12 protein-coding genes are annotated in these 13,613 nt (G+C 57.7%); 6 read left to right on the forward strand and 6 right to left on the reverse strand.

The genetic code is table 11. The features are described 5' to 3' along the window. Window positions 1-161: 161 nt before the first annotated feature. The 5 genes from A3OQ_RS0106615 to A3OQ_RS0106635 form a co-directional block, all read right to left on the reverse strand. Window positions 162-500 (reverse strand): c-type cytochrome, encoded by a 339-nt coding sequence (locus tag A3OQ_RS0106615; RefSeq protein ID WP_020174582.1) that lies wholly within the window; start codon window positions 498-500, stop codon window positions 162-164. Window positions 501-517: 17 nt separating this feature from the next. Continuing rightward, window positions 518-1,738: a hypothetical protein gene (locus tag A3OQ_RS0106620; RefSeq protein WP_020174583.1), complete on the reverse strand. Its 1,221-nt coding sequence runs from the start codon at window positions 1,736-1,738 to the stop codon at window positions 518-520. A 2-nt stretch (window positions 1,739-1,740) separates the two neighbouring features. Continuing rightward, window positions 1,741-3,150 carry a c-type cytochrome gene (locus A3OQ_RS0106625; RefSeq protein WP_020174584.1) on the reverse strand — a complete coding sequence of 470 codons (1,410 nt, stop codon included), beginning with the start codon at window positions 3,148-3,150 and terminating at the stop codon, window positions 1,741-1,743. A 182-nt stretch (window positions 3,151-3,332) separates the two neighbouring features. After that, window positions 3,333-3,713, reverse strand: a complete 381-nt coding sequence (locus A3OQ_RS21535; RefSeq protein ID WP_020174585.1) for a hypothetical protein — start codon at window positions 3,711-3,713, stop codon at window positions 3,333-3,335. Between the two features lie 256 nt (window positions 3,714-3,969). After that, window positions 3,970-4,614, reverse strand: coding sequence for an SCO family protein (locus tag A3OQ_RS0106635; RefSeq protein ID WP_020174586.1), 645 nt, complete (start codon window positions 4,612-4,614; stop codon window positions 3,970-3,972). Window positions 4,615-5,495: 881 nt separating this feature from the next. Between A3OQ_RS0106635 and A3OQ_RS0106640 the strand changes: the two genes are divergently transcribed. Then, window positions 5,496-6,374, forward strand: coding sequence for a copper chaperone PCu(A)C domain-containing protein (locus A3OQ_RS0106640; protein ID WP_020174587.1), 879 nt, complete (start codon window positions 5,496-5,498; stop codon window positions 6,372-6,374). A gap of 458 nt (window positions 6,375-6,832) precedes the next feature. On the opposite strand, the gene A3OQ_RS0106650 is transcribed toward A3OQ_RS0106640, so the two are convergent. Then, window positions 6,833-7,738: a LysR family transcriptional regulator gene (locus A3OQ_RS0106650; protein WP_020174589.1), complete on the reverse strand. Its 906-nt coding sequence runs from the start codon at window positions 7,736-7,738 to the stop codon at window positions 6,833-6,835. A 115-nt stretch (window positions 7,739-7,853) separates the two neighbouring features. On the opposite strand from A3OQ_RS0106650, the gene A3OQ_RS0106655 reads away from it, so the two are divergent. The 5 genes from A3OQ_RS0106655 to A3OQ_RS0106675 all read left to right on the forward strand — a co-directional run bounded on the left by A3OQ_RS0106655 (window position 7,854) and on the right by A3OQ_RS0106675 (window position 13,474). Next, the gene (locus A3OQ_RS0106655) at window positions 7,854-8,399 is read left to right on the forward strand and encodes a carboxymuconolactone decarboxylase family protein (protein WP_020174590.1); all 546 of its coding nucleotides are present in this window, start codon (window positions 7,854-7,856) and stop codon (window positions 8,397-8,399) included. Window positions 8,400-8,887: 488 nt separating this feature from the next. Continuing rightward, a complete protein-coding gene (locus tag A3OQ_RS0106665) occupies window positions 8,888-9,820 on the forward strand; it encodes an NADP-dependent oxidoreductase (RefSeq protein ID WP_020174591.1) in 933 nt (310 codons plus the stop codon). An 82-nt stretch (window positions 9,821-9,902) separates the two neighbouring features. Further along, on the forward strand, window positions 9,903-10,193 hold the full coding sequence (locus A3OQ_RS25335) for a 4Fe-4S binding protein (RefSeq protein ID WP_083931518.1): 291 nt from the start codon (window positions 9,903-9,905) through the stop codon (window positions 10,191-10,193). Window positions 10,194-10,588: 395 nt separating this feature from the next. Further along, window positions 10,589-11,560, forward strand: a complete 972-nt coding sequence (locus A3OQ_RS0106670) for an MBL fold metallo-hydrolase (RefSeq protein WP_152428337.1) — start codon at window positions 10,589-10,591, stop codon at window positions 11,558-11,560. Between the two features lie 570 nt (window positions 11,561-12,130). Continuing rightward, window positions 12,131-13,474 carry a UDP-glucose dehydrogenase family protein gene (locus A3OQ_RS0106675; RefSeq protein WP_020174593.1) on the forward strand — a complete coding sequence of 448 codons (1,344 nt, stop codon included), beginning with the start codon at window positions 12,131-12,133 and terminating at the stop codon, window positions 13,472-13,474. The last annotated feature ends 139 nt before the right edge of the window (window positions 13,475-13,613 follow it).

The following is a 13,613-nucleotide window of genomic DNA, read 5'->3' on the forward strand; positions in this document are numbered from 1 at the left end:
AGATGCTTGGCTGAACCCGATTTTCGATGTGAAGCGATTTCCGCGGAGCGTCTTGAACGCGATTTACTTCAACGCAAGCCGATGCCCAAGCCAGATGCCTAAGAGTTGGAGAAGCGCTGCCCCACGAGCGCTTCTCCATGTTTCGGCAACCTCATCGTGGCTTACTGGCGGGGCGGCGGCAGAGTGCTGAAGAAGGCAGCTATATTTTGGACGTCGGCATCCGTCAGCGGCTTGGCCATCGCAGTCATCGTCTCGTCTGTTCTGGACTCTCCGATCCTGTAGGCCGTCAGGGCTTTGATCAAATAATCACGATCTTGGCCTGCGAGATGCGGGATGCCGGGCGCCGCCGTCGTAAATCCATCAGGCCCATGACAGGCCATGCAGACTTCGGCTTTTTGCCGGCCTTTTGAAATGTCGACCGACTGAGCCCGAGCGGTTGTGTTGAGGCAGGCCGCGGCGAGCAAGATAGCACTGGAGATTGCAAAGTAGAGCTTGTTCATAGGATTGGGCCTTTTCATCAGACAAGGGCGTTACGGATGTAGATCGCCGCGCCATAGGCAAAGAAGACGGCGATCCAAACAGCGAGGACGGCGACGGCGCCAGTACCGAGCTTGGCTACGGTGCCATTAGCTTCGTATCGCCCAGCGACTTTTCCGGATTGGTAAAGGAGGGTGACATAGTAGCCGCCGACCAACCCGCCGACCCCGACGAGTGTCGCGAAGAACAGGAATAGCGACGGCCAATCGACATTAACCTTGTAGTCCGAGATCACGTAGCCGAACGGCTTCAGATAGGTCGCGCGCACGATCTCGCGCCACACTGCCAGCATGGCGAGAACTCCGACTCCGAGGCCGATGAGCGCATAGCCGTGTACGTTGCCCTTGGCATCACGCATGACATTTGCCATCACCAGCAAAGCTATCACCATGAGCCATCCGACAGGTTGTGAAGCTAGGTGCGTCTCCGGGGGATGATCGAAATGCCACCAGATCAGAAGAGGCGTCGAAATCAGGAAGCCCCACAATCCAAGCCTTCTTCCAAGTTTGCGCACAAATGCAAGATAGGACTTCGGCTTATCCGCCCGATCGGCGAAATAATCCGTATAGGCGACAAGAAAGACGCCAATCGCCGGGATCGAAAGCGAGATGATAAATAAGTATCTCGGCCATTCGATTGCGTGGAGCGTGCCGCCGCTCGTATCCACGACTCCGCCCGGCGCATACCAATCCATCCATCGCTGCGGTTGAATGGCTTGGTAGGACAGCACATGCATGATGAGGCCATCCATGAGGAACAGTAGAAGGCCCAAGATTGCATACACGCCGATGTGGCGCTTCGCCCCTTCGTGATTGCCCCAATAGAAGGCGAACCAGAGGCAATAGGCAACGATCAAGGATGCTATGAAGCCGATAACCCATCGCGCGGAAAGCACGTTCGCCGCGTACCATTGCGGATCGTAGATCACCTGAGTGAAAAGCAGCGGCGCTACGCCGAGAACGATCAGCAAAGAGACACCGACCTTCGCAACTTTCGTCAAAGCGATCGACAGGCGCTGCCAGTCTGCGTTGTTTGCATGTCCGTAGAAGGCATAAATCGATAGGGCCGCTGCTCCCAATGTCAGCGTCACGAAGGCGATGTGAAAGATCCAGGTGAACACCATCAGGAATTGGAAAAGCGCGGGTATCGCCGGAATGCCGGCTTGATCGCGCATGGCGTGCATGACGGAACCGATATCCATGATTAATTGCTCCCGATCAGAGATTTGTCGTTCGAGGAGATTTTTTCAGGCTCACTCGCGGGCTTCGGAACGCTCTGGTTGACTTCTGCGATATAGCTCGCCATCGCGTCGATTTCGTCCTCCGGCAGATCGATGCGCGGCATGAACGGGATGGCTCCATGCTTGAGCGGTCCTGCTATGAAGGCCGCGATCATGTCTTTATCGGTTGAATGAAAGAACTTGTCCGGCAGCGAACGCAGCGGTGCACCGGGCTCCAGCGCATGGCAGTTCGCACACGCGATTTTCGTCAGAAGTGCGCCGACCTCCAACTTGTTTTCATTCGTGATGGTCCGAAGCCGCTCCGGAATGAAGGGGTGAAGCTTCAGATAGCCTTTGTCGGCGATCAGATCGACTTCCCCGACGATGCCTTTTCCGGGCACGTCGCGCGCGATGACCTGATTGCCGTAAATATATTGTCCCGCCACGAAAGGCTTGCGCATGCTTTCGCGCATCCGTTCCTCAGGCCATACGCCGAAGATGGCAATGAAGAGAAAAGCCGGCACGGCGACCCAAGTCCTCACATATTGCGGCTTAAGCCAGGAGAGGATCAGATAGACCGTCGTCACGGCCACGACCGCGATCATGCCCGCCGCATATTGCGGCAAGAGATTATATTTCAGCATAATGCGAGCGTTGGTGGGAACGGTCTGCAGATAGTAAAAGAACATCGCCGTCGCGAAGAAGCCACCTGCGAGCCCCACCGGCGTTATCAGGCGAATGACATCCCGCTTGAGGTTCTTGTCCTTCATGCTCGCCGCGACCAGCAGCCCAACCACCGCGGCCATGACGAGCATGGAGCCGGTTCGAATGCCGAGGTGTGCGAAGAAGTTGAGATTATAGAAGGCATCGTTGGTCGAGCCTGTTTGGTACCAGGCCTCGTTACCCGGCCACATCATGAAGGACAGGATTCCGACAATGAGCAGCATCGTCGACCAAGAGGCGAGCGCGAATGACCACGTCAGTTTGAGATGCGATTTCGCGTCGATTTTGCCGATAAGATAGACGAGCGCATAGACGCCGATCACTTCGACCGTGAAATAGACCCACTCGGCAGCCCAGACCCAGACGAAATTATGAATCAGCCCGCTCACGCCGCGCGGGCTCGTGACCGTGATCGCATACCAGATGCCGGGGCCTGTGATCGACCCGATGATATAGGAGAAGACCAGCAGAAAGACCCCGAACCTTTTTATGAAGTCGAGGAGCTGCGGCTGGTCATCCCGATAGGCCTTTGTCTCCAGCAGCGCAAATAGGAACGAAGCGCCTACTGAAGTGTGCGATGCGACGACGTGTATGACGCCGATTATACCCATGACCCAGGCTGTGCCGATGTAAGGCACATAAAAGGTCGGGTACATCCCGATGATGTTCATGATGGAAGTCCCTAACGTTTCCAGAAGGCAAGCGTCCGCTTCGCCCCGCCTGGCCAGCGGATGCTGCGAACTTGCCGATGAAATGAGTTTGTGACGGACAGAGGACGCGCGTCAGGTTTCGCTGAAACGAAAGCGAATCAGCGGTGAACGTGGCGAATGCCGTCTATCAGAGGCTGGGCACGTTAGGCTGAAGGAGGTCCGCGCGCGCCAAGCGTCGCGAAGAAACGCGGCAATTGCCCGGCCGCCCTGTAGGGCTGCCAATCGAATTTCTCCGATGTTGCTTGCGCGGAAAAGACGGCGAGGGGCGCGAACAACAATCCCGGCGCGGATGTCAGGCAACAGGCGCCGCAAAAGGAAGCGTGACCGCCGCTCTCGTCATGACCGCTGCTGCGGCCCTTTCCGCAGATGATGGGAAGCGTGCCGTCCGGTAGAGCGAATTGCGCGAGGTCGGAGGGCGTTGCCAGCCGGTCAAAGCGATGCGCAAACCCGAGTGTCGTGCTTGCCAGCACATACAACAGGAGGGCGGCTAGCCGCGCAATTTTATGTCCGGCCAGTGGCAGCATGACTCGGTTAAGTCCAGAGAAGTCCGCATTCGTCCTGCTTCGTGATCAAAACGCCAACTAGACATTTTGCCGCGCCGAGCCAGGACCAAGTTTGAGGGTGGTTTTCTACGCGAATCTGGAGAAAGTCTGTGCCGCACTGCGAGATGTGATGCGATGAGGCCTGAAGCCAGATCAATTTTCAGGACTCCATTATCTGCGCTTGGACTGGGGCCTGAACGCTGCGTCTGTCGCCAATTGCGAAGGCGATTATCCATTTTCAAGATTTCGCTGGCGCGCAATTGGCCGCAGCCGGTCTTCTTTTCGAGTCCGCCGCCTTCCTGCCGGCAAGGCGCTTAAGTTTGGCAACCGCGGCGTCATCGTCCTCTTTATAAGGGATAATGTCTTCGACTCTGCCGTCAGGTCCAATAAGATAGATGGCCGCGCTGTGATCCAGATAATACCCGCCATCGGAAGAAGGCACGCGCTTGTAATAGACATGATAGGACTTGGCGACTTTGGCGATCTGATCGGGCGTGCCAGTATAGCCGTGAATACGATTATTGAATGAAGATAGGTATTCGCTCAAGACCTTTGGCGTGTCCCGTTCTGGGTCCACGGTCACAAAGATGTAGTTTAAATCATTAGCATCCGCGCCCAGTTTTTGGATCCATCGTGATAGATCCGTCAGTGTAGTGGGGCAGAATTCTGGACAATATGTGTAGCCGAAGTAAATTACACTCGGCTTGCCTTTGAGCGTGGCTTGCGTATCTGTGCCATTGGCATCGACGAGCGTGAATGTTTCGCGCAGAATGGAATTTCGGGATGCGGGTGAGGCCGGAAGCATACCGGCCATGCCAACGCCGCCCATTACAATGCTGACGGCAATCAGCATGCCGAATGCAAAGTATCCATTATTGTTCATGTGACCTCAATCGCGTTGTGAGTGGATGCGTCCCCGCGCCTTCGATCATGGATAGCTTCGGCGTGCGCGTACCCATCCACGCTTGAACGCGAGCAAGTCAATGCAAGCTCGCGAACTAGCCGGAAGCCTAAGGAATTTAGGCCGTGGGTGGACCTTCAGGAGGGCGGTGAGCCGCGAGTCTATGTCTGGCTTAAGGCGCCATGTGTCGATCAAGCCCCAAAGGATACTCATCCGTGTCTTTTCATATGGCTTCCGCCAACTAGGCATTTTGCCACGTTAAAGCGCGAACCGACGAAGCCGCATGTGAGACTTAGGTTTTTTGTCGCAGGACCGGCTCACAGGCGAACTGTGATGACGTCATTGACCGAGGTTCCCCTGGTGCCATACTCACCATCGCCGAAAGGTGAGCCGGCGCACGATGGTCCATAAGCTGAGGATATTCGCTTATTTGAGCGGTTTGAAAGGCACGCAGATCAAAGCTGCGGGGCTTCCTTTTATCGTTGCTGTGCTTCTTTACGCTTTCGCCTTGCAGCCCATCCTTGTCCGGGCTTGTCCTGCAGCCATGGGCGTCTCCCCCATTTGCTCCGATCCGGCAAAGAATGACCGGAGAGTACCACAAGACCGTTCTTGCTGCATCTTGGACTGCTGCCTTGTTGCGGCAGATCACGTTCTGCCGCGGGTTGTCTTAAACGTCATCAAAGATCCCCTCCGTGCTGGCATTGTCGTCACCTGGACAACTCCACACCGAGCGAGCCTTTCACCAAATCCGATAAAGCTCGTTTACGCGAGAGGGCCGCCATACCAATCCTAAACGACATCGAAACTCTTTCAGGATTGGGACGACCATGACCAGCAAAACGACGGGCGCAGTCTGCGCCGTAATGATAATCTTTGCCTCTTCACAGACGAACGCCCATGTGCTTTTGGAAACGCCGCAAGCTGCGGCTGGCAGCTTTTACAAAGGTGTCTTTCGCGTGCCGCACGGCTGCCACGGCCAAGCGACCACGGCGCTCAAGGTCGAGGTGCCGGATGGCATCACTGGCGCGAAGCCTATGCCGAAGCCGGGTTGGACCTTGAATGAAGCCAAGAACGAAAAAGGCGTGAGCACGATTAGCTGGAGCGGTGGCAATCTGCCAGACGACGAATATGACGAGTTCGTCATTGCCATGCATATCTCAAATACGTTGAAGCCGGACTCAATCGCCTACTTTCCGTCGATCCAAAGCTGCGGCGAGACCGTAATGGCTTGGACCGATGTTCCTCAAGCAGGCCAGAAAGCTGAGCTTAAGATGCCTGCCGCGCGCTTACGCATTCTTGCGGCAGAAGATGGGTCGGACGTTGTGACAGTGGGCTCGCTCGAAGTAGCGGCACCTTGGTTGCGCGCGACGCCTGGCGGCGCCAAGGTCGGGGGCGGATATCTTCGCATCATCAATAAGGGAACCGAGTCAGACCGCCTCATTGGTGCTTCCATCCCCATAGCAAAAACCGGTGCTGTTCATGAGATGAGCATGGACAATGGCACGATGCGCATGCGGGAGCTGCCCAACGGTCTAGAGATCAAACCTGGTGAGACGGTCGAACTTAAGCCCGGCGGCTATCATCTGATGTTCGAGGGTCTAAGCGAGCCGTTGAAAGCCGGCGCTTCGATTCACGGCACATTGAGCTTCGCTAAGGCAGGCAAAGTCGACGTCACCTTCAAGGTTGGAGGCATCGGTGACGAGGGCGCGCCCATGGACATGAATCATATGCATATGCATTGAATGTAGGTGCGTTTAACCTTCATGCGCGGGCTAGGCCTGCGCATGAGAATCCTTTCGAAGGCTGTCGCATCCCTATGCCTGCGTATCTTGCTTTTGCTCTATCACACAGTTCTCAACGAGGCGCTTCGATTCGAAGGGTCGCACTATCCATTCTACTGCATTGGCGTTGATGAAGGCAGCGACGCAATCGATATGAGCACTTGTCGCGGTAAATCCTTCGAAAAGCGGGATATCAGCACAATGGTCATCACGCGGGGGAAGGACTCCAGAGGCTCAGCAGACAACGGCCGAATCCTGGGCTTCTTAAACGAGGACCCCCGCGGCGAGATCTGCGTCGCCGATTACGAGATAGACGAGGCCGCCGGGTTCCCAGCCGTGCCATTCGGCGCCATCATGGTACTCACCGATTTGGAGCAAGAGCCGCGACTCGCCGAAATGGCCGACAACGGAATCGAGCTTTACGCTCCGTCGAACTGCGCGAGAGGATTGGCTTTGAAATACTCTCGCGCGGCTTTGACGAATGTGGCTACGTTGGCAGAGGCAATCCTGCGCGCCTGGTAGGCCACGCTGACCGGCAGTGGCCGCGGCGCGAACTTCTGTAGAACGAGACTGAGACGACCGGCGCGCACGGCGTCCCAGACCTGGTAGGACAGCGTTCGCGCGATGCCAACTCCAGCCTCCGCGGCTATGATCGCTGCGTCGGCACTGTTGACAATGAGGCGAGGCTCAACCCGCACTGTCTTTCCATTGGGGCCAAAAGGCCATTCATTGGTGGTGCCGATGCCTTCGAACAGGATGATATCATGCGATGAGAGCGCCGCTGGCGATGCTGGCGCGCCCCGTTTTTGCAGATAAGCGGGGCTGGCGGCGAGCACCGGGGTGGCGAGACCCAGCCTCACCGCGATCAGGCTGCTATCGGCAAGCTCGCCGACGCGAACGGCAACGTCGACGCCTTCCTCGACCAGATGTACATTGCGATCCGATAAGGTGAGATGGATCGATAGAGCAGGATGCTCGTTCAAAAGCCTGTTAACGAGGGGCAACACGTACAAACGTCCAAACAGGAGAGGCGCGGCGACTCTTAGGGTGCCGCGGGGTTCCGCATTCTCGCCGCGTACCCGCCTCTCCGCCATCTCGACGTCTTCCAGGATTTGTTTGCAATCTTCCAGGTAGATCACGCCGCGTTCCGTCAACTGCACCGATCGAGTCGTGCGGTTGAGCAACAATAGACCCAGCTTCTCTTCGATCTGTAAGATCGATCGCGTAACGACGGAAGGTGACAGCCGCATGCGCCGGGCCGCTTCGGTGAAACTGCCTTGCGTGGCGACGGAGACGAAGATGCGCATGGCTTCGAGGTTGTCCATTTATTATTGCATAAACAGCAATAAAGTTTTGTCAACTTAGGCGATTATCGCGCCGGCACTTCGGTCCTAGATTTCGATTGCACCGCAAATGGTGGTTGAAAAAGGAGATAAACCGATGTCGCGCATTGCCGTTCCCACCCGTGAAACCGCCCCGGCCGCCTCGCAGCCCATGCTCGCGGCTGTTGAAAAGCAGCTCGGCGTTGTTCCTAATAGTTTTCGCCTCCTGGCGCTCAGCCCGGCTGCGTTGCAGGGCCTTCTCGGCCTGAATGGCGCTCTGGTGAAGGCGCTCGACCTCAAAACCCGCGAGCGGATCGCGCTCGCAATCGCGCAGAGCAACGGCTGTGACTATTGCCTGTCGGCGCACACCTATATCGGCCTGAACCTCGCCAAGATCGATGCGGCCGAAATTGCCTTGAACCGCAATGGCACCTCCGCTGAACCCAAGGCCAATGCCGCCGTCGCCTTTGCCACCAAGGTCAACGAGGCGCGTGGCAAAGTCAGCGATGCCGATTTGCAGGCGGTCAGGGCTGCCGGGTTCACCGACGCCCAGATCGTCGAAATCATCGCGGTCGTGGCTGAGAACATATTCACGAACTTCGTCAACATTGTCGCTGGAACCGAGATCGACTTTCCGGTCGTGCATGCCGCCGAAGCAGCGTGATCGCTCGGCAGTTGGCGGCCGTGCCGCCGCCAACTGGCTTCTCTTGGATAGGACACACCATCATGGGCTATGGATTTCTCGACATAGGGCGATCGATCCCATCATTCGCCTCGAAGCGGATCGACCAATCGCCGCCTGCCTCAAATCCGCCGACGCGATAGCTTCTCGGCTCCGGGACGAGATGACATCGGACAGCGGATCCATCTTTGGACGATCTCCAATAGATTTTGGACGATTGCACATAGATCGTCTGAATGCGATCACCTAGAATCCGGTCCGAAGCCCAATGGCTTCACACAGTTAGCAGTAGGCGATGCGCGATGAGGGTGGCAATTGTTCCGATCAACGCCGGTCCGGACCTCTAACTTTTAAGCATCGTTGGGCGCCGTTCAGTCGAGCGCGCCAATTGGCAGTTTGTAACGCCACGAGCCTCAAAAATGCATCCGCCGGATGGCCATGTGAGCCATGACTGAGCGAGGGGAGCCCTCATGAAGCGCGTTCAATATCTCCACTATGGCGCCTCGGAGGAACTGCGGCTGGACGAGGTGACGCCGCCCGATGTGGGTCAGGGCCAAATTCGTGTTCAGGTCAGGGCAGCAGCAGCCAACCCGATGGACTGGAAAATTCGCCGGGGCGAGATGCAGTTGCTTTCCGGGTTCCGGTTTCCGCGCGGCCTGGGCCATGATTTCGCCGGCGTGGTCGAAGCCGTCGGGCCGGGGGTGGAGCGCCTCAAGGAGGGCGATGAAGTCTTCGGCGTCACCTCCATCCGTCAAGCGGGCGCGTTTGCCGAATACGTCGTCGCAGACGAAACAAACGTCGGGCTCAAGCCGCCATCCATCTCGTTCGAGCAGGCGGCCGCCTCGGCCATAGTGAGCGTGACGGCCTGGAACGCGCTGGTTGAGAAGGCAAGGCTGAGCGCTGGCCAGTCGGTCCTTATCACCGGGTGTTTGGGCGGGGTTGGACGTGCGGCGGTGCAGATTGCGCACATGCGCGGCGCAAACATCGTCGGCAGTTGCAGCGCGTCCGGACGCGAGGAAGCGCTGGCGCTGGGCGTGGGCGAGGTGGTCGATTATCGCGCCTTCGACATCGCTTCGTATCAACATCGCTTCGACGTGATCTTCGATACGGCTGGCGCGCTGTCGCTGAGCCAATGCGGCGCGATGCTGAAACGCCGCGGCATGTCGCTACACATCGTCCCTACGTTTGCCAAGCTGATTGGCTGCCTGCTCCCGTCGCGACATCACCTGGTGTTCGGCAATCCGACACAACAATCCCTGGCCGGCGTCGCTGAGGCGCTCGAGCGGGGCCAGCTCGTCCCGGCGATCGGCCGCATCGTGCCGCTGTCTGGGGCGATCTCGGCCGTCGTCGAACTCGAGAGGACAGGCTTTCCTAAGGGCAAGCTGGTGATCGTTCCCATGTGATAGCCGGCAACGGGCAAAGCCAACGACAACTATCGAAGATTTTGCGCGAACCAATCATGGCCGCGTTCGACTGGAGCAATGAATGACAGATGAGGTCAGCAAACAGCCTCAGGGTAAATTTATACCAGTCGTAGATTTTTCTCGCTGTGAAGCGAAGGGTCCTTGCGCGGAGGTGTGCCCTTACGACGTATTCGAAATTCGAAAAATTGAACCATCTGACTACGCAAATCTGGGGTTCTTCTCGAAGTTTAAAATTAGGGTTCACGGCGGAAGGGTTTCTTATACACCAAAAGCGGATCAATGCCGGGCGTGCGGTTTGTGCGTTACGGCATGTCCTGAGCATGCCATAAAACTCGCCAAAGCAAATCCGTGACTTGCCGCTTTGTCAGTCCCGAGCAGTGACTTGTGCACGGCTGGTTTAAGCTCCCGGGCTACACGCACTTGATCGGAAGCTGAGGATGTCGTCCGGTCGAGGGAAGCACGGGCGATGGAGGGTTGGTCAGACGCGCGCCTTCCAGTACCGGGATGAAGACGGCAAAATGTCCCGATGTCGATACATCGTCGGTAAGAGCACTTCATGAGCGTCGAACCAACTCCCGAGCCGGCGAAAACCCGTTCGAGATGCTTCGGATTGCGCCGTATAAGAATGGCGCTGATATTCAGACGCCGAAGACCGGAGCGGGCACAAAGCTCGCCGTGCGGTCTCGCAAAGTTCGAAACGGCATAGATGAAAGCCTTATCCACATCCACCGATCGGCAGGTCCGCATATGACCCACTATCGCCAGCGTCGCCGTATTTTCTATCTGTTCCTGACCCTGTTCGGGTTGGCGACCGCTGCCATCGGACAGGAATTGCCTGCTGATCGCGCGACGGCAAAGGTGCCAGCGCTCGCCCTTGTCGTGCTTGGCTCGGGCGGCCCAGGTGCCGTGGGCCGGGCGGGATCCAGTCATTTGGTGCTCGTCGATGGAGTGCCGCGCATCCTGGTCGATGCCGGGCCAGGCTCGTTCGTGCGGCTGGGAGAGACGGGGCTCCCGCTCGACAAAATCGATATCCAATTGCTGACGCATCTGCATGCCGATCACGCCGGTGAATTGCCCGGTCTGTTCAAGGCACGTGCCGTCGCCGTGCACGCCCCGATCCGTTTCGAAATCTTCGGACCGGAGGGGCATGAGGCAAAAGGTCAGGCAGCGTATTTTCCCTCGACCAGCCGTCTGATCGAACTGCTTTTCGGCGCCAAAGGCGCCTTCGCTTATCTGCCCGATTTCGCAGGCCATATCACTTTTCAGGTCAAGGATCTGCCCGCGACGCCGCGGCCTGGGCAGCAGCCGGTGATCATATTTTCCGAGGGCGACTTGGTTATCCGGGCTATTCCCGGCCATCACCGCGACGCGCCTTCGGTGATCTATCGCATCGACCACGGCGGAAAAAGTTTGACGTTCTCCGGCGATATAGACGCTGACGGCTTGGACAATTTGCGAAAGATAGCCACGGACACAACGCTCCTGGTTTTCAACTCCGTTGTTTTGGATCCGCCGGAAGCGCCGCCCATTCTCTACACTTTGCATAGTCCGCCCGAGGCGATCGGACGCTTGGCTAATGACAGCAAAGTGCATGGCCTTCTATTGGCGCATCTCTCACCTGCGACTGACGAAAACCGCGGCGAAGTCGAAACCTCCATTCGTCGGTTTTACGCCGGACCTATCACCTTTGCCTCGGACAAACTTCGAATAGAACCTTAGGTTTGGAACTCGCTGGATCTTCGAGCCGGTTCTCCAATCGTCAGCTGCGAACGAAGCCGCCGCCGCGCCGAATTATCTTTGCCACCGGTCCAAGGACGGCTGCGCATTGCCGAGTTCGCAGCCGCGTGAATCTATTGGCCTGGCTTTGCGTTTTCTTTCCAAGCACGGGGCGTTCATGACGTGCGGCATAATCTTCCGTGACTATCGAGGTACCTTTCCCACAAGGCCAATTTGAAGACAGCGATCGTCGCACGATCACCAGCGCCAAGCGGGTCATTTTCAACAGCCGGCTGCAACGATCCATTGGATTATGGAGATACCTCTAGAACATCGCAAAGGAGTGCTAAGAAGCGCCGTTTTTCGATGGCAGACTTCATAGCTGCGTGGGAGCTTCATCAGAACTGCGCTGTTGCCGAACATGTGAACGAATAGATTCAATTCTTATCGACGATCATGGCCCGGGCCTTGAATGCACTTTTCGGGTGGAAGAGATATCCCATGCACGAATGACCAAAGCGATTTGGTCGGGTGCGCTTTTTTTGAATGTCTGGTCAATCTGAAGGGTGATCGATGCGGATAGCGATGATTGGAAGCGGCTATGTCGGGCTTGTGTCTGGAGCCTGTTTTGCGGATTTCGGTCATGTCGTGACCTGCGTCGACAAGGACGCTGCGAAGGTCGCGGCTTTGCGCGACGGCAAGGTGCCGATCTATGAGCCGGGCCTGCCCGAACTCGTCGCGACGAACATCCATGCAGGACGCCTGTCCTTCGTCATCGACATGGCCGAGGCGGTGGCCGAGGCCGATGCCGTCTTCATCGCGGTCGGCACGCCGTCGCGGCGCGGCGACGGCCATGCCGATCTCACCTATGTCTATGAGGTCGCCGCCGAGATCGCGCCCTTCATCCAAGGTTTCACCGTCGTCGTCACCAAATCGACCGTGCCGATCGGCACTGGCGACGAGGTCGAGCGGATCATCAGAGCGAAGCGCCCCGACGCCGATGTCGCGGTCGTCTCCAATCCCGAGTTTCTGCGCGAGGGCGCGGCGATCGAGGATTTCAAACGGCCCGACCGCATCGTCGTCGGCACCGAGGACGAGCGCGCCCGCGCGGTGATGACGGAAGTCTATAGGCCGCTTTATCTGAACCGCGCGCCGATCCTGTTCACCGCACGGCGGACCTCAGAGCTCATCAAATATGCGTCGAATGCGTTTCTGGCGACGAAGATCACCTTCATCAACGAAATCGCCGATCTGTGCGAAAGCGTCGGCGCCGATGTGCAGGATGTCGCGCGCGGCATCGGTCTCGACAATCGCATCGGCGGCAAGTTTCTGCATGCCGGGCCCGGCTACGGCGGCTCGTGCTTTCCGAAGGACACTTTGGCGCTGATCAAGACCGGGCAGGATGCCGGCACGCCCTTGCGCATCGTCGAGGTCGTCGCCGCCTCGAACGATTATCGCAAGCGCACCATGGCGCGCAAAATCATCATGGCCTGCAATGGGTCGGTGCGGGGCAAGAAGATCGCGATCCTGGGGCTGACCTTCAAACCGAACACGGACGACATGCGCGAATCGCCCGCGCTGACGATCATCACGGTTCTGCAGGACGGCGGCGGCGCGGTCGTCGCCTATGATCCGCAAGGCGTCGAGCAGGCAAAGCAGCTCCTGAGCGATGTGACATTCGCGCACGATCCCTATAGCTGCGCGGAAGGCGCGGACGCCGTCGTCATCATGACCGAATGGAACGAGTTCCGGGCGCTTGACTTCACCCGCCTGCGCAATGCGATGCGCGGCGACGTGCTGGTCGATCTGCGCAATGTCTATAATGCCGAACTCGCGGCCCAATATGGCTTCGCCTATACGAGCGTCGGCCGCAACGCCACCGCCGCGCTCAAAACCGAAATCAAGGCCGCGGAGTAGGCTTATGAGGATCAAGCGCGACATCCCCCAAAGACGGTTCCGAGGATAAGCAACGCAGCCGGCTACTCTAACGAGATTCGATGCGCCAATTGCCAGCTAGCCCAGAGTCTCCTTCAGGGGATGAAGAAATCTCACGCCG

It is taken from the genome of Methyloferula stellata AR4 (assembly GCF_000385335.1).
GTDB classification, from domain to species: Bacteria; Pseudomonadota; Alphaproteobacteria; order Rhizobiales; family Beijerinckiaceae; genus Methyloferula; species Methyloferula stellata.